Below are 20268 nucleotides of genomic sequence, written 5' to 3' on the forward strand. Positions count from 1 at the left end.
TTCCGATACCGTAACCAATGGAGAATCCCATGGCCTGGAACACCCCCAAGATTGTTGAAGTCCCCCTGGGCGCCGAGATCAACAGCTACGTCTGTGGCGAAAAGAAGTAATGAATGACGCCGCCTGTCTCGCACAGGCGGCGTTTTTCTTTTACACTCTGCGTCCATGATCGACATTATCGTTCTCGGCGCGGCGGCGGGTGGTGGATTTCCGCAATGGAATTCCAACGCTCCCGGTTGCAGGCGGGCCAGGGCCGGCGATCCGGCAGCCCTGCCCCGCACACAGGCTTCCATCGCCATTAGTGGGGATGGAAAGAACTGGTTCGTGGTCAACGCATCCCCTGATCTGCGGACCCAGATAAACCAGACTCCCGCCCTGCACCCCAGCGAAGGTCTGCGGTCCACGCCCATCGCCGGTGTCATCCTGACGGGTGGGGAAGTGGACACCATCACCGGCCTGCTCACGCTGCGTGAGCGCCAGCCCTTTACCCTGCTGGCTACGCCCGAAGTGCTGTCCATGCTGGATGCCAACCCAATTTTTGAAGCCCTGAACCGCGCGGTCGTGACCCGCACGCCCATGGCGCTTGACCAGCCCGTAACGCTGAAACTGACCGATGGCACGCCTGCGGGCCTGACCATCGTGCCGTTTGCGGTGCCGGGCAAGGTGCCGCTTTATGCCGAGTCCGGCCCGGACCCGGCGGCCATATGCGAAAATGGCGAGACGGTCGGGCTGGAAATATCTGATGGCAAACACCGTGTCTGCTTCGTGCCCGGCTGCGCGCGCATGACCGATAACCTGCGTGTGCGCCTGCGTGGGGCAGATGACGTGTTCTTTGACGGCACGCTGTGGGTGGATGACGAGATGGTCCGTGCCGGACTAGGTGAGAAAACCGGCCGCCGCATGGGCCACATGTCCATGGATGGCATGGACGGCACCATCGCCGCCCTGCGTGACCTGGGCATACAGCGCAGGATTTTCATACACATCAACAATTCCAACCCTGTTCTTCTGGCGGATTCGCCCGAACGTGCTGCCGTCGAGGCGGCGGGGTGGGAAATTTCCCATGACGGGATGAGGATTACGGCATGAGCGGAAAACTGCTTTCCCCCGATGAACTCGAAGCCGCACTGCGCGCCATCGGGGCGGAACGCTACCACAACTTGCACCCTTTTCACCGCGCGCTGCATGATGGCAGGCTGAACCGCGCGCAGGTGCAGGCATGGGCGCTCAACCGCTACTACTATCAGGCCAGCATCCCGGCCAAGGATGCGACCCTGCTCGCCCGCCTGCCCACGGCGGAACTGCGGCGTGAGTGGCGCCGGCGTCTGGTGGATCATGATGGCGATGCACCGGGCACCGGTGGTGTCGCGCGCTGGCTGAAGCTGACCGACGGGTTGGGGCTGGACCGCGCCTATGTTGAATCGCTGGAAGGGCTGCTGCCCGCCACGCGCTTTGCGGTCGATGCCTATGTGGCGTTCGTGCGCGACCGCTCCATCCTTGAAGCCATTGCCTCGTCACTGACCGAACTGTTCTCGCCTACCATCATCAGTGAGCGCGTGGCGGGCATGCTGCGCCATTACGACTTCATCACGCCCGAGACGCTGGCCTACTTCCAGCCACGCCTGACGCAGGCCCCGCGTGATTCCGACTTTGCACTGGCCTATGTAAAGGAACATGCCCGCACGCCAGAACAGCAGCAAGCGGTGCTGGGTGCGCTCAAGTTCAAGTGTGGCGTGCTGTGGTCCATGCTGGATGAGCTGGAATATGCCTACGTCAATCCTGCTCGCATTCCCCCCGGCGCCTTCCGCCCGGATGCGGCATGACCACAGGGCTGACAGACGACAGTGTTGTTCGCTTCGCGCGCGGGGTCAGGCTACAGCATGACCGCGTGCGCGAACGGTGGATCATTCAGGCCCCGGAACGCGCCTTCATTCCAGATCCTATCGCAGCTGAGGTGCTGAAACTGGTTGATGGCACCCGTACGGTGGGGCAGATCGTGGCCGGACTGGCCAGCCAGTTTGCCGCCCCGGTTGATGTGATCGGTCGGGATGTCCATGTCATGGTCAGTGACCTCATAACCCGGCAGGTGCTGGTCGTATCATGACAGACACGCTTCTCTCCCCCATGAGCCTTCTGGCGGAACTGACGCATCGCTGCCCGTTGCAGTGCCCGTACTGTTCCAACCCGCTGGCGCTGGAACCGCGCCGCAACGAACTGTCCACCGCCGAGTGGATCAGCGTGCTGGATCAGGCGGCCGAGATGGGCGTGCTGCAGGTTCATTTCTCGGGTGGGGAACCGATGAGCCGTCCCGACCTGCCCGACCTGATCCGCCATGCGGTGGGGCTGGGGTTGTACACCAACCTCATCACCTCTGGTGTGTTGCTCAATGAGAAGACCTTCCCCGTGCTGGTGGAAGCCGGGCTGGATCATGTCCAGCTGTCTTTTCAGGATATCGACACGGAAAATGCCGAGCATGTTGGCGGCATGAAGGGTGCGCAGGCCCGCAAGATCGAAGCCGCACGGCTGATCGCGGCCGATGGCATGCCATTGACGCTGAATTTCGTCATCTACCGTGAAAATGCCGCCCGCGTGCCGCAGATGCTTGAAGCCGCGGTGGAAATGGGTGCCCGCCGGGTCGAGATCGCCCATACCCAGTATTATGGCTGGGGCCTTGCCAACCGTGCGGCCCTGATGCCCACGCCAGCCCAGCTTGAGCAGACCACGCAGGCGGTGGAAGCAGCGCGTAGGAAATATGAAGGTCGGCTGAGCATCGATTACGTGACGCCGGACTATTATGCCGACCGGCCCAAGCCGTGCATGGGTGGCTGGGGGCGGCGGTTCATCAATATCTCGCCTTCGGGCCGGGTGCTGCCGTGCCATGCGGCCGAGACCATTCCCAACGTAACTTTCCCCGATGTGCGGACCGACACATTGGACCATATCTGGCGTGAGGCCCCGCTGTTCACCATGTTTCGGGGCACGGACTGGATGCCCCAGCCCTGCCGCAGCTGTGATCAGCGGGAAAAGGACTGGGGCGGCTGCCGCTGCCAGGCGCTGGCGCTGGCGGGCAATGCGGCCGCAACCGACCCGGTATGCAGCCGCGCGCCCGATCATGAACGTGTGCTCAAGGTGCTGGAAACACTGCCCGCCCAGCCTCCGCCTTTTCGCTACCGCCGCTACAGCCAGGCTACGGATGAGGTCGGCTGACCTCCGCCTTCACGTCCACCCGGGGCAGGCAGATCACGAAGCGCGCGCCCTGCACATGGCCATCGGCGTCCGTGCGGTTTTCCGCGCTGATGGTGCCACGCAGGGCGGTGATGATCTGCTTGCTGATCGACAGGCCAAGGCCGGAATGCTGGCCAAAATTCTCGCTGCTGGGCCGTTCGGAATAAAAACGGTCGAAAATGTTGTCGAGCTTGGCCTGCGGAATGCCGGGGCCATCATCACTGACCGCAATTTCCACCATGTTACCCGCTGGCACCGCGCTAAGCAGGATCTTGCCATCGGGTGGTGAGAACGAAATCGCATTGCCGATCAGGTTGCGCAGCACCTGCACCAGCCGGTCTTCCACCGCCAGCACGGTCAGGCGACGTTCGGGGCTGTCCCCACTGCTGGCCACGACCATGTAGGGTTGACCCGGCTGGCGGGTGGCCTGATGGATCTCGGCCAGTACCGAAAGTAGCGGCACGATGGCTACAGGCTCGGTGCGGGTGCGTGAGAGTTCGGCATCCACGCGGCTGGCATCGGCAATGTCGGTAATCAGCCGGTCGAGTCGGCGCACATCGTCATTGATGATCGACATAAGGCGGTGCTGGCGTGCGGGGTCCTGGATGCGCAGCAGGCTCTCGATGGCCGAGCGGATGGAGGAAAGCGGGTTTTTGATCTCGTGGCTGACATCGGCGGCAAAGCGCTCGATGGCGTCCATGCGGGCCCACAGTGCGCTCGCACTATCCTGTAGGGCGCGGGCGACCTCGCCAATCTCGTCACCGCGCGCCAGCAGGCGGTCGGGCACCATGTCGGTCCGGCCCGAAGATTCGCGCATGATATGGGCGGATGCTGCAAGCCGCAGCAGCGGGCGTGCAATGGTGAGTGATAGATACCATGAAAGCAGGATGGTCAGCGCCAGCGCCATCAGGAACAGCGACAGGATGGACGAGCGCACAGCGAACAGCGAGCGGTCCACATCCCGCGCTTCCCTTGTCAGCTGGATGATGCCCACCGTGGTCTGGGCATCATCCATGACCGGCTCGGCCACGGTCACCATAAGCTGGTGGTTGGCGTTACGGCGGATATAGGGCGGAATTTCCATCACCCGCGTGCCATCGGGCTGGGTGACCGGCTGGATGGAGGGATCGGAATCCGGCGTGTCCAGCATCATGATCCGCTCCCCCGACAGGGTGGGCAGTTGCGCCAGAAGCCAGTTGTACAGCCGCTCCCCCATGTTAATGGAAGGCGGGGAGGGTGGGGGGGAATGATCCTCTTCCTCGGTGCTGGAAAGCGGTGTGGCCCGCACCGGTGCACCTGGGGGCACGGGCTGGTCGGCCCGGCTGTCGGCCACGACCTGCCCGTCGGGTGCGAACAGGCGGGCATGGGCGCTGGGGCTGGGTTCGGTCAGGCGCAGCAGCAGGGGTCGCGCCAGTGCGGGTTCCAGAACCGGGTCATGGCGCGCTGTGGCCATGGCGCTGTGCCCCAGCGCACCTGCATAGATGCGGGCCTGCTCGCGCAGGGCCGAGACCTCGGCTTCAAGCAGGCTGTTCTGGAACTGCGTAAGATAGAGCAGCGTTAGCGCCAGCAGCCCCAGCGGCAGGGTGTTGACCAGCAGGATCCGCCGCATGAGCGGGGAAACCAGCCGGGTCCGGTATTCCATGAATTCCGCAACACTGTTCTGGCTGTCCCCGCTCCACCGGCGCGGGATCAGCCGGCGCAGGGGCTGCGGCAGGGGAAGGGAAGACAGGGGGAAACGCGGCATCCGGCGGGATCATTCTTCCTTGTAGCGGTAGCCGATTCCGTACAGCGTCTCGATCTGGTTGAACTCGTCATCCACCTGACGGAACTTTTTACGCACGCGCTTGATGTGGCTGTCGATTGTACGGTCATCGACATAGATGTTTTCGCCATACGCCGCATCGATCAGCTGGTCACGCGACTTGACCAGCCCGGGACGCGCGGCCAGCGCCTTGACCAGCAGGAATTCGGTGACTGTAAGCTGGATGTCACGGCCATGCCACAGGCACTGGTGGCGGGTCTCGTCCAGCGACAGGGCACCGCGCACCATGGTGCCCGTGGGGCAGATGCCGGCGGCCTCGCTGCGGCTGACCTCGTTGCGGCGCAGCAGCGCGCGGATGCGCTCAAGCAGCAGGCGCTGGGAAAACGGCTTGGTGATGTAGTCATCCGCGCCCAGCCGCAGGCCCATGAGCTGGTCCACCTCCTCATCCTTGGAAGACAGGAAAATGATCGGCAGCTGCGAACGCGCGCGCAGGCGCTGGAGCAGCTCCATCCCGTCCATGCGTGGCATCTTGATGTCAAGAACGGCCAGATCCGCCGGGCGGGACGACAGACCGTGCAGCGCACTTTCCCCATCGGTATAGGTGCGGACAATGAAGCCTTCCGCCTCCAGTGTCATCTGCACGGAGGTCAGGATGTTCCGGTCATCGTCAACCAGCACGATTGTCTGTTTCGTTGGCTCCATGGGGGGTCTCTTTTTGCTCCTGTACCGATCCGGTCATGACCGCCGGTACCTTGCCCGGCAGGCGGTTGCAGCATAGCGTCATATCCGCCCGCATGTCATGAGGGGATGCGGGTTCCTGCTTCACTGGAGTGATAACGTCATTCCGGCTGCCCCGTTCACGGCGGGTATGTTGCGCAAATTCGGCATGCCTGCCGGGAGCGCAATGCCTTGTCCATCGGCCAGCCGTTACCTACTTGTAAGAGCATGAGCGAGAACACAGACCCCAACCCCTTTGCCGGAACCCCCGAAGGTCACGGCAACCCCAATCCCCACGCCGAAGCCCAGCCGGAAGCCCCCGGTGCCGCCCCGGCGCAGGAAAGCCCGCTTGAGGCCCGCATCGCCGAGCTTGAGGCCGAGGTCGCGACCCTGCGTGACAAATGGGTCCGTTCGGAAGCTGAGACCCAGAACGTGCGCAGCCGCGCCAAGCGCGAGGTTGAAGATGCGCGGCAGTACGCCGTGCAGAAATTCGCCAAGGATGTGGTCGAGGCCGCTGACAACCTCAAGCGCGCAGTCGCCAGTTTGCCCCCCGCCACCGAAGGTGAGGACAGCCTGCTGACCCGCATGCGTGAAGGGATCGAGAGCACGGAGCGCTCCTTCGTCGGTATCCTCGAGCGTAACGGCATCAAAGCGGAAGATGCCAAGGGCAAGCCGTTCGATGCCAACCTGCATCAGGCCATGTCCGAGCAGCATAGCGACGAACATGACCATGGCACCGTGATGGAAGCGTGGACACCGGCCTGGACACTGCACGGGCGGCTGCTCAAGCCGGCCATGGTTGTCGTCTCCAAAGGACCGGCGCAGGGGAGCTGAAATCCTGCGCGCAGGCGGCCCGATCCCCTTGAAAGGGAAGCCGGGGCTGCCTACATCGGTAATAACAGCCGGGGATACGGGCGGATGTGGAAAGACAGTCCACCCAGTGCCCCGGACGATATGAAAGAAAGGGTCTGTCCCGATGCTTCGGGTCCGGACAGGCCGCTGAAAAGGAGAGTATCCATATGAGCAAGGTTATCGGTATCGACCTTGGTACAACCAATTCCTGCGTTGCCGTGCGCGAGGGTGATGAGACCCGCGTTATCGAGAACAGCGAAGGCGCACGCACCACCCCGTCCATGGTAGCGTTTACCGACAGCGGTGAAATGCTGGTCGGTCAGTCCGCCAAGCGTCAGGCCGTCACCAACCCGTCCAACACGCTGTATGCGGTCAAGCGCCTGATCGGGCGCCGTTATGATGACCCGACCGTGACCAAGGACAAGGGTCTCGTTCCCTACGAGATCGTCAAGGGTGACAACGGTGACGCATGGGTGGAAGCACAGGGCAAGAAATACGCTCCGGCACAGATTTCCGCCTTTATTCTGGGCAAGATGAAGGAAACCGCTGAGTCCTATCTTGGCGAGAAGGTGACGCAGGCCGTCATCACCGTTCCGGCCTACTTCAATGATGCCCAGCGTCAGGCCACCAAGGATGCGGGCCGTATTGCTGGCCTTGAAGTGCTGCGTATCATCAACGAGCCGACGGCGGCAGCGCTGGCCTACGGGCTGGAGAAGAAGAACGGCGGCACCATCGCGGTCTATGACCTTGGCGGCGGCACGTTCGACGTGTCCATCCTTGAGATTTCCGATGGCGTGATCGAGGTGAAGTCCACCAATGGTGACACCTTCCTTGGTGGTGAAGACTTCGATGCCCGCATCATCAGCTACCTCGCCGATGAGTTCAAGCGTGACCAGGGTATCGACCTGCGTCAGGACAAGCTGGCCCTGCAGCGCCTGAAGGAAGCGGCGGAAAAGGCGAAGATCGAACTCTCCTCCTCCAAGGAGACCGAGATCAACCTGCCGTTCATCACCGCTGATGCATCTGGCCCCAAGCACCTTGTGCTCAAGCTGACCCGCGCCAAGCTGGAAAGCCTGGTCGATGACCTGATCCAGCGCACGCTGGAGCCCTGCCGTGCGGCGATGAAGGATGCGTCCGTCTCTGCTGGTGAGATTGACGAGGTTGTCCTGGTTGGCGGCATGACCCGCATGCCCAAGGTGATCGAGGCCGTTAAGCAGTTCTTCGGCAAGGAGCCTGCCCGTAATGTGAACCCGGACGAAGTGGTCGCCATTGGTGCCGCGGTGCAGGGTGCGGTGCTGCAGGGCGACGTCAAGGACGTGCTGCTGCTGGACGTGACCCCGCTGTCGCTGGGTATCGAGACGCTGGGTGGCGTGTTCACCCGCCTGATCGACCGTAACACCACGATCCCGACCAAGAAGAGCCAGACCTTCTCCACGGCGGAAGACAACCAGAACGCCGTGACCATCAAGGTCTATCAGGGCGAGCGTGAGATGGCGGCTGATAACAAGCTGCTGGGCAACTTCGACCTGACCGGCATCGCCCCCGCCCCGCGTGGTGTGCCGCAGATCGAGGTGACGTTCGACATCGACGCCAACGGCATTGTGTCCGTCTCGGCCAAGGACAAGGCGACCGGCAAGGAGCAGCAGATCAAGATCGCAGCGTCTGGTGGTCTGTCTGAATCCGACATCGAGGCGATGGTAAAGGACGCCGAAGCCAATGCTGCCGCCGACAAGGCCAAGAAGGAACAGGTCGAGGCCCGTAACCAGGCCGAAGGTCTGACCCATCAGGTCGAGAAGTCCCTGTCCGAAGCCGGTGACAAGGTTCCGGCTGCTGACAAGACCGAGGCTGAAGCGGCGATTGCCGATGTCCGCAAGGCGCTGGAAGGCACCGATGCCGAAGCCCTGAAAACGGCGACCGATCGTCTGACGCAGGTTGCGATGAAGGTTGGTGAGGCTGTCTACAAGGCAGGCCAGGCCGAAGGTGCGGCACCGGGTGCAGCCCCCGGCGGTGCGCCCAAGGACGAAAAAGTGGTCGACGCCGACTTTGAAGACGTGGACGACTCCAAGAAGTCCTGATCGCCGCAAGGCGTCATACAGGCTCCGGAAGGGAGGGGCGGCCCGCGTGGTCGCCCTGCCCTTCCACCAGGGTGGCGCCCGTGCTTCTGTGAAGACGGGCGCTTTTCGTATTCTGAACAACCATTACCCGGAACGCGAAGCGCGCGCCGCATGAAGATGGGCCGCCGCGTTTGCTAGAGGATCCCCATGGCCACCAAGATAGATTATTATTCAGTCCTTGAGGTTTCGCGCGATGCCAATGGCGACGAAATCAAGCGGGCGTATCGCAGGCTGGCCATGAAATACCACCCCGACCGCAATCAGGGCGATGCGGAAGCGGAAGGCAAGTTCAAGGAAATCAACGAAGCGTATGATGTCCTGAAAGACGACAACAAGCGCGCGGCCTACGACCGTTTTGGCCATGCGGCGTTTGAAGGCGGCGGCCCGGGTGCCGGTGCTGGCGGGTTCGACTTCGGTGGCGGCGGTCTGGGCGATATCTTCGAGCAGATGTTTGGCGACATGATGGGCGGCAAGCGCGGTGGCCGCCGTTCGGGTGCCGACCTGCAGGTGCAGGTCACCATCACCTTTGCCGAAGCCTTTGCCGGGGTGAAGAAAAAGATCACCGTGCCCAGCCGCGTCACATGCGAAAGCTGTGATGGCACCGGTTCGGCCGACAAGGACCAGCCGCCCGAGACCTGCCCTTCCTGTCATGGCGCGGGCAAGGTCCGTGCCCAGCAGGGCTTCTTCTTTGTCGAACGCCCCTGCCCCACCTGTCATGGCACGGGCCGTCTGATCCGCAATCCGTGCAAGGAATGCCATGGTGCGGGCACGGTGGAAAAGAACCGTACCATCGAAGTAGCTATTCCCGCAGGTGTTGAGGACGGCACCCGGATCCGCATGTCTGGCGAAGGCGAGGCGGGTGGCAAAGGCGTGCCGGCGGGTGACCTGTATGTCCATGTCTCGGTGGAAGCACACCCGATCTTCCAGCGTGATGGCTCCAACATCTACTGCCGCGTGCCCGTGCGCATGGCGCAGGCTGCCCTTGGCACTGAAATCGAGGTGCCGGTGGTCGATGGCTCGCGCTCCAAGGTCAAGATCCCGGCTGGTACCCAGACCGGCGAGCACTTCCGCCTGCGTGGCAAGGGGTTCTCGGTGCTGCGTTCCTCCGCACGCGGTGACATGTATATTCAGGTTGTGGTGGAAACGCCGCGCCACCTGACCAAACGCCAGCGTGAACTGCTGGAGGAATTCGAGGGCGATGCATCGGGTCATGCCAAGGGCAGCCCCGAGAGCACGGGTTTCTTCAGCAAGGTAAAGGATTTTTTCGAGGGCAAGCTGTAAGCCCGTTTCCTTCCACCCAGGCCTGCATGCCGGGTGGTTGAAAAGATTGATTATTCAGGTGTAGGGTCCAAGGTGCCATTCATGGTGAATCCCCCCAACTCGCACCATGGATAGGTTCAGGCGGCGCGATCCCCCGGTCGCGCCGCCATTTTTATATCTGGACTGGTGGAGAATACGGCATGAACGCGCAGCCATTGCGTATCGGGATCGCGGGTCTGAACGGGCGCGTCGGTCGCCTTCTGGCGCAGGAAGTGGTCGCCGGTGGCGGCGTGCTGGCTGGTGGCACAACGCGCGATGGCGCGCCCGTGACCGGGATCGACTGCCCGGTTTACAGCGATATCAGCCAGCTTGCGCACCATTGCGATGTGGTGATCGACTTTACCCATGTCTCCACGGTTGTGGCGCACGGCGCAGCACTGGCGGCATCCGGCACCGCATGGGTTCTGGGCACGACCGGCCTTTCAGCGGCGGAGCAGCAGGCGGTTGATGCTGCGGCCGGGCGGGTTGCCGTGGTGCAGGCGGCCAATTTCTCCCCCGGCGTCACGCTCGTCACCCGCCTTGCGCGCCAGATGGGGGCGGCCCTGCCCGGCAGTGATTACGATGCCGAGATACTGGAAATGCACCACCGCCAGAAGGTCGATGCCCCATCGGGCACGGCGCTGGCCATGGGGCGTGCTGTGGCTGAAGGCCGGGGCATCAAGCTGGAAGATCATATTGAAAGCGGGCGCGATGGCCATACCGGCCCGCGCGCCGATGGCGCAATCGGGTTCGCGGCCTTGCGCGGGGGGCAGATCGTGGGGGAACATTCGGTCATCTTCACCTCCACCCACGAACAGATCAGCCTGACCCACCGCTCGTTTGACCGCCGGGTTTATGCTACCGGCGCCGTGCGGGCCGCGCACTGGCTGCGCACGCGCAGGCCAGCATTGTATGACATGGAAGACGTGCTGGGCCTGAAGTCCGTGGCGGAGTAAACCCGCCCTGACCGCATGGGGAGGGTGCCATTCGGGGAAATGGCTTGACGCCTGAACTGCTTTCGGCCAAACGCATGCGATCATGCGCCGGGTTCCGCAGGCGTCAATTACCCTATTTCATATGAGGCAGACAGGACCATCATGCGTAATAAAGGCGATTTTCTGTTTACATCGGAATCCGTATCCGAAGGGCATCCTGACAAGGTCGCCGACCGGATCAGTGATACCGTTCTGGATGCATTCCTGACGGCAGACGGTGAATCGCGCGTTGCGTGCGAAACGATGGTCACCACCAATCGCATCATCCTGGCGGGTGAAGTCCGTGGGCCGGCCTCTGTCACTCCCGAACTGCTGATCGAAGGCGCGCGTGATGCGGTGAAGGATATCGGCTACGATCAGGCCGGTTTCTCATGGCGCAATGCCGAGGTGGAATACCATCTCCACGCGCAGTCCGCCGATATCGCCGTGGGCGTTGACAGCGCGGGCGAGAAGGACGAAGGCGCAGGCGACCAGGGCATCATGTTCGGTTTCGCCACGCGTGAGACCGAAAGCCTGATGCCGGCGCCGCTGTTCTATGCGCATGACATTCTCCATCGCGTGCGTGACCTGCGTAAGGCGGGCGACCCGCGTGCGGCAGCACTGCAGCCTGACGCCAAGAGCCAGGTCACCCTGCGCTATGTCGATGGCAAGCCGGTGGGTGCCACCTCTGTCGTGATCTCCACCCAGCACGTTGAAGGGGCCAGCCAGGCCACCATCCGTGAGGAGCTGGGCAGCATCGTGCGTGATGTCCTGCCCGAGGGCTGGATGCCGCCGGAGAGCGAGTTCTACGTCAACCCCACCGGCATCTTCGTCATTGGCGGGCCGGATGGTGACTGCGGCCTGACCGGGCGCAAGATCATTGTGGACACCTATGGTGGCGCGGCCCCGCATGGTGGCGGCGCGTTCTCGGGCAAGGACCCGACGAAGGTTGACCGCTCGGCCGCCTATGCCTGCCGCTACCTGGCCAAGAATGTCGTGGCTGCCGGCCTTGCCGATCGCTGCACCTTGCAGGTTTCCTACGCTATTGGCGTGTCGCACCCACTTTCGGTCTATGTTGACCTGGACGGCACCGGCAAGGATGTGGACGAGGAAAAGCTGGGTCGCGTGTTGCGTGAGGTCATGGACCTCAGCCCGCGCGGCATCCGCAAGCACCTGCGCCTCAACCGCCCGATCTACACCCAGACCTCCGCTTACGGTCACTTTGGCCGTACGCCGGATGCGGCGAAGGACGATTTCACATGGGAGCAGACCGATCTGGTCGATGCCCTGCGTGGTGCCTTCAACCGCTAAAAAATAATAAAAGTTTTTGGGTGCTGCCTTTTTTCAAAAAGGCGGCGTTCCCTGAAGCTTTTTGAAAAAAGCTTCACCAAAAACTTCTTTAGTTATCGGGGGCCTGCCATGACTGCTTGCAAAAGCCGGTCGTGGCGGCCCCCGCTGCGTTTTTCAATCATGCCGTGCACTACGGCAGCAGGAGCAGGATTTTCGGACACATGACCGCCTCCGTGGATGTAAAGGCATCGCCAGAACGGCTTTACGGGCGCCAGCGCGGCCATCCGCTGCGCCCCCGCCAGCAGCGGCTTCTGGACCAGACCCTGCCGCGCATGCGTTTCCCCGAGGCGGCGATAGCGGACCCGGCTTCAGCCTTTGGCCATGCGCCAAAGCAGATCTGGCTGGAAGTGGGTTTTGGCGGGGGCGAGCATTCGCTGGCCCAGAACGCAGCCAACCCCGATGTGGGCTATATTGCGTGTGAGGTGTTCGAGAACGGCCTGTGTTCCCTGCTGTCGCGTGTCGTGCCTGATGATGAGGAAGCAACGGCGCCCGTGCCCGACATGCTGCGGATCTGGGATGAAGATGCGCGTATCCTGCTGCGCGGCCTGCCCGATGCCTCGATCGACCGGCTGTTCCTCATGTTCCCCGATCCGTGGCCCAAGTCGCGCCATGCCAAGCGTCGCTTCGTCCACCCCGAGACGGTAAAGATGGCCGCCCGCATCCTGCGCCCTGGTGCGACCTGGCGCGTGGCAAGTGATGATCCCACCTATCAGGCATGGGTGGAGGAAGTGATGAGTGCGCAGGACCTGTTCGAGACGGCACCGCCCGCTACCGTCCGCCCCGAAGGCTGGCCGCCGACCCGCTATGAGGCAAAAGCTTTTGCTGCCGGTCGCAAGCCGCTGTACTGGACCTTCACCCGCCGTTGAAGGAAAAGAAGTTTTTGGTGAAGCTTTTTTCCAAAAAGCTTCAGAAACGCTGCCTTTTTGAAAAAAGGCAGCACCCAGAAACTTCTATCAGCTGATTACGATAGCGATGTGCCGGTCAGCCGCTCGGCCACCTGCCACAAGCGCCGGGCTATGCCCAGATCGCGCGCGGCAGGGGGAATGAACGCCTCGCTCACATGTCCCCGCCGTTCACCGCGCCCGTCAGGACCGTAATAGCCGCCATCGCGGGCCTCCGGTGCCATAGCAGCAAATTCGATCGGTAGTGCGCCATGGGCGGCGGACTGGCCCATCAGCTTAAACGCCCAGACCGCGCCAAGACGGGTCAGCTTTTCCTGCAATCCCTGTTTTGTGGACAGGCGGCTGGTGGAAATATCCGTCATGGCCCAGCCTGGATGGGCGGCAATGGAATGCAGGTTCCAGTTATGGGTGCGGGCCTGTCGGTCCAGTTCCAGCGCCAGAATCAGGTCGGCCAGCTTGCTCTGTCGGTACGCGCGGAACGGGGCGTAGCGCCTGCGGGCCTGCAGGTCATCAAACACGATCTGCCCGTCAAGGGCGGCAAGGCTGGCCACCGTGACCACCCGCCCCCCCTGCGGTGCGGCGCACAGCAATGGACGCAACCGGGCCGTGAGCGCGAAGGGTCCAAGGAAATTGGTGCCGAACTGGAGTTCAAACCCGTCGCACGTTTCCAGTCGGCGCGGCGTGCCCATCACGCCTGCATTGTTGACCAGCACATCCAGCCTGTCGGTTTCCTGCGCCAGTTCGTGGGCAAAGGTGGCAATGGAAGACAGACTGGCCACATCCAGCAGGCGGAAGGAGGCCTTGGCTCCCGGTACGTCACCCTGCAGGCGTACCAATGCGGCCATGCCCTTTTCAGGGTTGCGGCCTGCCAGCATGACGGTAGCCCCACGGCTGGCCAGACCAAGTGCTGTCTCGTAACCCAGTCCGCCCGTGGCCCCCGTTACCAGGGCCAGACGGCCATCCATGCGGGGTGCCTGTTTCAGGCTCCAGTGTCTGGTCATGTCTCACCCTCCTGCTGTGACTGTTCCATCTCGCGCCGGGCAGCGGCTTCCACCTCGGCGGTCAGGCGGTGTTCCTGCCTGCGCAGGAAAATCACAACACCGACTGCCACCACCGCGCTACAGGCCGCCAGTGTTATGCCCACCGGCCCGGAAATACGCGTTATTTTGTGACCCAGATAATAGGCCGCATAGGCATATCCGCCCGCCCACACCGCCCCCCCCACTGCATTGCACACGAGAAAGCGGAGCCACGGCATGTGGTTCGCACCCGCCAGCAGCGCCACGAACACGCGCAGTATGGCGATGAACCGCCCAAGGCACACGATAATTCCGCCATACCGCCTGAACAGGAAGCGCCCGGCTTGCAGGCGGGTGGGCGTAAGACCTACCCTGCCCCCCAAGCGCTCAAGCAGGGGGTAGCCCAGCCACCGGCCGATCAGGTAGCCAAGGTTATCCCCCATGATCGCCCCGATGATGGCCGCCGTTGCCACCCATGTGATGTTCATCTTGTGGGTGGCGGCGCAGTAGATGGAGGCGGAGATGAGAAGGGTCTCCGCCGGAAGCGGAATTCCCATGCTTTCCAGCATAATGGTGACGCCAATCACCCCGTAGCCGTAATGCTGGAAAAGATGTTCAAGATGCTGGAGCAGCGGATTACCTGTCATAAAGAAAAGGATTATGTAGGGTACGGACCCAGAGCGTGAAACGCGGTTTGCGCAATCCCGATCCCATTGTCACGCACAAATGCCAGGAGCACACACATGACCCAGTCCGGCGGCAGCGACAGGCCCGGCCCCGTAACAGCCCCCTATGGCACCTGGAACTCGCCCGTCAGCGCGGAACTGGTGGCGGGAAAGACGGTCTCCCTGTCCGATGTACGGGTGGACGGGCGTGATGTGTACTGGGTGGAAGGCCGCCCGACCGAAGCGGGGCGCCGCGTGCTGGTCCGCGCCCGCGCGGGCCATGTGGCGGACATGACCCCTGCCCCCTTTGATGTCGGCACCCGCGTGCATGAGTACGGCGGTGGCGCCTATGCCGTGTGCCGGGGGCGCATCGTGTTCAGCAACCGGCGCGATGGCAGCGTGTGGCTGATGGAAGGCGGGCAGTCGCGCTGCCTGTGCACGGGTGCGGGCCTGCGTTATGCCGACCTGACCTTCAGCCCTGACGGGCGCTTCGTCTTCTGCGTGCGTGAAGATCATCGCGCGCAGGACGAGGAAGCGGCTGCCGCCATTGTCGTGCTGGACTGCATGGATACCAGTGACCCGGCCTTCAACACCGGCACGCCACTGGTGATGGGACCGGATTTCCTGTCCTCTCCCCGCCCCTCGCCCGATGGGCGGTACCTGGCGTGGATCGAATGGGACCATCCGGCCATGCCGTGGGACAGCACGCGCCTGCGCGCGGCCTCCCTGCTGCAGGAAGGTGATGACCCGCCCCGCCTTGCCGCACCGTGGAGTGTTGCCGGGGAGGACGGGCAGCCGGAATCCGTGATCGAACCCTGCTGGGACCGCGATGGACACCTGCTTGCCTTGTCGGATCGCAGCGGGTGGTGGAACCTCTACCGCTTTGATACGACCGGTGCGGCCCCGGTGGCGCTGGCCCCCATGCAGGCCGAGATCGGCCAGCCGCACTGGGTGTTTGGCCTGCGCAGCTATGTGCCGCTTGATGACGGCAGCATCCTCGCCATGGTCATCAGCGAGGGCGAACCCCGCATGGTGTCCATCCGTGATGGTGCGGTAACACCATTGGCGCTGGGCCATCCGTCAGCCTGCCCGCTTCCGGTTGCAGGGGGTGGGTTCGCATGGCTCGATGCACCGCCCGATGATGCAGCGGCGGTGGTCTGTGGCCAGCCGGGGCAGGCGGTCCATGTGTTGCGCCGTGCGGCTACGCTCCCCCTTGCAACAGATGATATTGCCCGCGCCACGACGGTTCGCTTCCCCCTGCCGGGCAAGGAAGGGACAGGACACGCCTTTTTTTATGCCCCGGCCAGCGCCCGCTATCGTGGGGAAGCGGGTGAGAAGCCACCGCTGGTTGTCATGGCCCATGGTGGCCCCACCGGGCGGGCCAGCACGGCGTTTTCGTTCAAGGTGCAATGGTGGACTTCGCGCGGGTTCGCGGTGGTTGATGTCAATTACGGGGGGTCCACCGGCTTTGGCCGCGCCTATCGTCAGCGGCTGGAGGGCCAGTGGGGGGGGGTGGATGTGGATGACTGCGTTGCCGCCTGCCACTATCTGGCCGATGCGGGGTGGGTGGACCCAGCCCGCATCGTCATACGCGGTAGCAGTGCGGGCGGGCTTACGGTGCTTTTGGCCCTTGCGCGTTCGGACCTGTTTGCCGCAGGCACCAGCCTGTATGGTGTGACCGACCTGCGGGCACTGGCGTGCGATACCCACAAGTTTGAATCCCGCTATCTTGATACGCTGGTCGGCCCCTACCCTGCCGATGAAGCTACCTATCTGGCCCGTTCCCCCATTACGCAGGTGGCGGATATCAGGGTACCAGTCCTGTTCCTGCAAGGTCTGGATGACAAAGTGGTGCCGCCCGCACAGGCGGAGTCCATGGTGGCGGCCCTGCGGGCGCAGGGTGTGCCTTGCGCGCTGTATGAATTTGCGGGCGAGGGCCATGGATTCAGGCAGGAAACGACCATCCGGCAGGCGTGGGAACTGGAACTGGCCTTTTACCAGCAGGTGTTCGGGCTGCCTGTCTCTTCCATTCCCAAAGTTGAACTGAAGGCGGATGCGCCTGTGGTGTGAGCTGGAAACATCAATAAGGAACAGAAGTTTTTGGGTGTCGCCTTTTTTCAAAAAGGCGGCGTCTTTCGAAGCTTTTTGGAAAAAGCTTCACCAAAAACTTCTTATCCGTTTGTCAGGGGCGGGCAGCAGCCTTGACAAGAGCGGTAGTGGATCGGCCCGATACGATATCAACCAGCACCACGCGCCCGCCACCAGCTTTGACGATATCGCCGCCCACCACCTGATCTTCGCGGTAATCAGCACCCTTGACCAGAATATCGGGCATGATGGTGCGGATGGCTTCCAGTGGCGTGTCCTCATCAAACAGTACTACCAGATCAACCACGCGTAGTGCGCCGATTACCGCGGCGCGTGCCTGTTCATCCTGAATGGGGCGGCTTTCGCCTTTCAGGCGCTTGACGGAATGGTCCGTGTTCAGGGCGACAATCAGTTTGTCCCCCGTTGCCGCCGCTGCCTGTAGCAGGGAGATATGTCCCGGATGCAGCAGGTCGAAACAGCCATTGGTAAACACGACCCGCATGCCATGATGCCGCCAGTCACTGGTAATGGCGGCAGCCTGCGCCAGTGTAACCAGCTTTCCAGAATCCTGTGTATCGCGCATCAGCGCCCGGCCCAGTTCCGCGCGTGAGACCGTGGCCGTGCCCAGTTTGCCCACCGAGATCGAGGCCGCTGTGCCCGCAATGGTCACTGCCGTCTCGACCGGCTGGCCAGCCGATAGAATAGTGGCCAGCGTTGCCACCACGGTATCCCCTGCTCCCGATACGTCAAATACTTCGGCAGCCTTGGCGCGAACGTGGGTCACGGTTCCGTCCGTCTGCCATAGTGTCATGCCTTCATCTGATCGGGTCACGAGCACGTTGCCGCCAAACTGGGCGCTGGCGACCTGTGCCGCAGCCACTACCTGCGCATCCGTATCCAGCGGCAAGCCGGTGGCGCGCGCCAACTCATGGCGGTTGGGGGTGATCAGGTCCGCGCCACGATAGGCCGCGAAGGAACTGCGCTTGGGATCGACAATGACCGGAATGCCGCAGGCATGGGCGCGCGCGAAGATCGCTGCCAGCACAACATCATTCAGCACGCCCTTGCCATAATCTGAGCAGACCACGATATCGGCCCGGTCAATGGCGGCATGGGCCTGTTCTACAAGCTGCGCTGTAATGGCCGGGTTGAGTGGTGTGGTGTCCTCGTTATCAATCCGCACGATCTGCTGGCGGCCGCTCATCACACGGGTCTTGGTAATGGTGGGGCGGCCTGCATCCGTAACCAGCCCGTCGGTGCTGATGTGTTCCCAGCGCCGGAGTGTGCGGATCAGTTCAGGTGCGAATTCGTCCGCCCCCACAAGGCCCGTCAGCAGGACCCGTGCACCTAGCGCTGCGGCATTTGTCGCGACATTGGCGGCACCGCCCGCAACGGTGGTGAGCTTTTCGTGCAGCACGACGGGAATGGGCGCTTCGGGCGAAATGCGGCTGACAGTGCCGGAAATGTACCGGTCCAGCATCACATCGCCAAGCACGGCGATGGTCCCGAACTGCATGTTGTCAATCATGACCTGTCCATCATTCCCGTGGCTGCCAGCCGCATCCTGATCAGGGGCGCGGCATTGCGCAAGCCCCTGCCCGGCCAGTCATCGGCCCGCATAAAGAAAGCTTTCCCGATCCGCAATCAGGAAAGCTTCTATCAGGGCAACAGGCCGGAGGGGCTCTGGAGACTGTGTTTAAAAGAAAGAAGTTTTCGGGTGCCGCCTTTTTTTCAAAAATCTTCACTAAAAACTTTCATTACTTTTTAAAAACAGTTGGTTACTCTTCTTCTTCCAAAATGGCGGTATTGCCGCGCGTAGGGCGGAAGCGGCCTTCACGCAGTGCCTCTTCAATATCCTCAAGCGATGCGCCGCGCGTCTCAGGCACCATGAAATATACGAACAGGACCGAAAGCAGGTTCACACCGGCATAGAACCACATGGTCCCGCCCAGCGTGATCTTGGTCACCAGTGTCAGTGCCGTGCTGGTTACCAGCAGGTCACTGCCCCACAGCATGGCGGAATGCAGGCTTGTGGCATTGCCGCGCATGGAAAGCGGGAACATTTCGGCCCCCAGTAACCAGCCCACGACCTGGATACCACCGGCGTTGAACACCATGAACAGCAGCATGAAGGCAATGATCAGCCAACTGCCCACACTGTCCGGTGCCGGATGTACAAGGAACATGATGCCAAGCCCGATCAGACTGAGCACGCTGCCCGGCCCCATGACCAGCACCAGACGGCGGCGGCCAATCCGGTCAACGATGTTCGAGCCCAGAATGGTCATGACCAGATAGATGATCGAGATGCCGATGCTGGCCATAAGGGCGGAGGAACTGCCAAAACCTGCATCAGACAGGAAGGTCGGTGCGTAATAGATCATCATCTCAAGGCCGCCCGCCTGCGTGAAGAAGGCAACGCCAAGGGCCGCGATCAGGGCCGGGCGTACCCAGGGCTGGCGGATGCCGCGCCAGCCGATGTCGCGCGGGTCGGTTTCCTCATTCGCATTGGCGTGGATGCGGCGCATCTCACGGCGGATGTCGCGTTCGGATGTGCGGATGCGCTGCAACTGCTCCAGTGCGGAATCAAAGCTTTCATGTTCCGCCGCCCAGCGTGGGCTTTTGGGCAGGAAGAACATGGAGATGAACACCACCGCCGCCGGAATGGCCGCAATCGCCACCATCGGCCGCCAGCCCCATGCATCGCGCGCGGCAAAGCCGATGATGTTGGCGGCGAATATGCCAATGCCGATGGCGATGTTGAACATGGTCACCATGTGCCCGCGCTTGTGGGCAGGTGCCAGTTCGGAAATGTACATCGGCACCACCTGCGTGGAACCACCAACAGCCAGGCCAAGAAACACGCGTGAGGCGATGAGCGTATAGACATCGGGCGAGAAGGCACACGCCAGCGCACCCAGCACGAAGATCGCGGTCACGATCATGATGGATTTGCGCCGACCGTAATGTTCCGACATCCACCCCGTCAGCAGTGAGCCGATGACCGCGCCCGCCAGAATGGCGGAGGCCACCATTTCCTGCAGGAAACTGCTCAGCTGGAAATCATGCGTGATCAGCAGCAGCGCGCCCGAGACGATGCCGGTATCGTAACCATAGAGGCCGCCACAGATGGCGGCCACGATGGCTGCGAGCCACAGGGTCTTGCGCGCGTTGGGAGAAATGTCGATCTGTGACAGATCGGGTAGTGGCTCGGTCTGCTGGTCTGGCTGGGCGGTGGGTATCTGGGTGTTCATGCGGGGCTTTTTCCTTTCTTGCTTGTTATAAATTCGCGCCCCGCCGG

Annotated in this window: 19 protein-coding genes; 13 read left to right on the top strand and 6 right to left on the bottom strand. The window is 62.5% G+C overall.

The window, feature by feature from the left end; genetic code table 11:
* Positions 1 to 29 precede the first annotated feature (29 nt).
* Genes pqqA through pqqE form a run of 5 tightly spaced genes read left to right on the top strand, consistent with a single transcriptional unit; the run spans position 30 to position 3207 of the window.
* Positions 30 to 110, top strand: coding sequence for a pyrroloquinoline quinone precursor peptide PqqA (pqqA, locus tag GLX_RS09475; RefSeq protein WP_010508617.1), 81 nt, complete (start codon positions 30 to 32; stop codon positions 108 to 110).
* Positions 111 to 165: 55 nt separating this feature from the next.
* Complete coding sequence (gene pqqB, locus GLX_RS09480) at positions 166 to 1089, top strand: pyrroloquinoline quinone biosynthesis protein PqqB (protein WP_014105747.1); 924 nt, start codon at positions 166 to 168, stop codon at positions 1087 to 1089.
* Positions 1086 to 1823 carry a pyrroloquinoline-quinone synthase PqqC gene (gene pqqC, locus GLX_RS09485; protein WP_014105748.1) on the top strand — a complete coding sequence of 246 codons (738 nt, stop codon included), beginning with the start codon at positions 1086 to 1088 and terminating at the stop codon, positions 1821 to 1823. Before pqqB ends, pqqC begins: the two co-directional genes overlap by 4 nt.
* Complete coding sequence (gene pqqD, locus GLX_RS09490) at positions 1820 to 2104, top strand: pyrroloquinoline quinone biosynthesis peptide chaperone PqqD (RefSeq protein WP_014105749.1); 285 nt, start codon at positions 1820 to 1822, stop codon at positions 2102 to 2104. The genes pqqC and pqqD overlap by 4 nt, the downstream gene beginning before the upstream one ends.
* A complete protein-coding gene (pqqE, locus tag GLX_RS09495) occupies positions 2101 to 3207 on the top strand; it encodes a pyrroloquinoline quinone biosynthesis protein PqqE (protein WP_014105750.1) in 1107 nt (368 codons plus the stop codon). The genes pqqD and pqqE overlap by 4 nt, the downstream gene beginning before the upstream one ends.
* On the opposite strand, the gene GLX_RS09500 is transcribed toward pqqE, so the two are convergent.
* Entirely contained in the window at positions 3188 to 4969 is a 1782-nt protein-coding gene (locus GLX_RS09500) for a stimulus-sensing domain-containing protein (protein WP_014105751.1), read from the bottom strand. The genes pqqE and GLX_RS09500 overlap by 20 nt on opposite strands.
* A gap of 9 nt (positions 4970 to 4978) precedes the next feature.
* Complete coding sequence (locus GLX_RS09505; protein WP_014105752.1) at positions 4979 to 5689, bottom strand: response regulator transcription factor; 711 nt, start codon at positions 5687 to 5689, stop codon at positions 4979 to 4981.
* Positions 5690 to 5932: 243 nt separating this feature from the next.
* Here GLX_RS09505 and GLX_RS09510 point away from each other — a divergent pair, with 243 nt between their 5' ends.
* The 6 genes from GLX_RS09510 (at position 5933) to trmB (ending at position 13159) form a co-directional block, all read left to right on the top strand.
* The gene (locus tag GLX_RS09510; RefSeq protein WP_014105753.1) at positions 5933 to 6538 is read left to right on the top strand and encodes a nucleotide exchange factor GrpE; all 606 of its coding nucleotides are present in this window, start codon (positions 5933 to 5935) and stop codon (positions 6536 to 6538) included.
* 185 nt (positions 6539 to 6723) lie between these two features.
* Complete coding sequence (gene dnaK / locus GLX_RS09515; protein WP_014105754.1) at positions 6724 to 8631, top strand: molecular chaperone DnaK; 1908 nt, start codon at positions 6724 to 6726, stop codon at positions 8629 to 8631.
* A gap of 186 nt (positions 8632 to 8817) precedes the next feature.
* A complete protein-coding gene (dnaJ, locus tag GLX_RS09520; protein WP_014105755.1) occupies positions 8818 to 9951 on the top strand; it encodes a molecular chaperone DnaJ in 1134 nt (377 codons plus the stop codon).
* 179 nt (positions 9952 to 10130) lie between these two features.
* A complete protein-coding gene (gene dapB, locus GLX_RS09525) occupies positions 10131 to 10925 on the top strand; it encodes a 4-hydroxy-tetrahydrodipicolinate reductase (RefSeq protein WP_014105756.1) in 795 nt (264 codons plus the stop codon).
* 141 nt (positions 10926 to 11066) lie between these two features.
* Entirely contained in the window at positions 11067 to 12254 is a 1188-nt protein-coding gene (gene metK, locus GLX_RS09530) for a methionine adenosyltransferase (RefSeq protein ID WP_014105757.1), read from the top strand.
* 200 nt (positions 12255 to 12454) lie between these two features.
* Entirely contained in the window at positions 12455 to 13159 is a 705-nt protein-coding gene (gene trmB, locus GLX_RS09535; protein ID WP_014105758.1) for a tRNA (guanine(46)-N(7))-methyltransferase TrmB, read from the top strand.
* Between the two features lie 95 nt (positions 13160 to 13254).
* On the opposite strand, the gene GLX_RS09540 is transcribed toward trmB, so the two are convergent.
* Positions 13255 to 14196, bottom strand: a complete 942-nt coding sequence (locus GLX_RS09540; protein WP_014105759.1) for an SDR family oxidoreductase — start codon at positions 14194 to 14196, stop codon at positions 13255 to 13257.
* Entirely contained in the window at positions 14193 to 14861 is a 669-nt protein-coding gene (locus tag GLX_RS09545; RefSeq protein ID WP_014105760.1) for a DedA family protein, read from the bottom strand. Before GLX_RS09545 ends, GLX_RS09540 begins: the two co-directional genes overlap by 4 nt.
* Before the next feature lie 96 nt (positions 14862 to 14957).
* On the opposite strand from GLX_RS09545, the gene GLX_RS09550 reads away from it, so the two are divergent.
* A complete protein-coding gene (locus GLX_RS09550) occupies positions 14958 to 16949 on the top strand; it encodes a S9 family peptidase (protein ID WP_014105761.1) in 1992 nt (663 codons plus the stop codon).
* Between the two features lie 112 nt (positions 16950 to 17061).
* On the opposite strand, the gene rfaE1 is transcribed toward GLX_RS09550, so the two are convergent.
* Positions 17062 to 18495 carry a D-glycero-beta-D-manno-heptose-7-phosphate kinase gene (gene rfaE1, locus GLX_RS09555; RefSeq protein ID WP_014105762.1) on the bottom strand — a complete coding sequence of 478 codons (1434 nt, stop codon included), beginning with the start codon at positions 18493 to 18495 and terminating at the stop codon, positions 17062 to 17064.
* Positions 18496 to 18513: 18 nt separating this feature from the next.
* Between rfaE1 and GLX_RS18125 the strand changes: the two genes are divergently transcribed.
* Positions 18514 to 18735 carry a hypothetical protein gene (locus GLX_RS18125; RefSeq protein ID WP_148268577.1) on the top strand — a complete coding sequence of 74 codons (222 nt, stop codon included), beginning with the start codon at positions 18514 to 18516 and terminating at the stop codon, positions 18733 to 18735.
* Positions 18736 to 18745: 10 nt separating this feature from the next.
* Here the strand turns inward: GLX_RS18125 and GLX_RS09560 are convergent, their stop codons facing one another.
* Positions 18746 to 20221: a sugar porter family MFS transporter gene (locus GLX_RS09560; protein ID WP_014105763.1), complete on the bottom strand. Its 1476-nt coding sequence runs from the start codon at positions 20219 to 20221 to the stop codon at positions 18746 to 18748.
* Positions 20222 to 20268 lie beyond the last annotated feature (47 nt).

Origin of the sequence: Komagataeibacter medellinensis NBRC 3288 (assembly GCF_000182745.2) — a bacterium.
GTDB lineage: Bacteria > Pseudomonadota > Alphaproteobacteria > Acetobacterales > Acetobacteraceae > Komagataeibacter > Komagataeibacter medellinensis.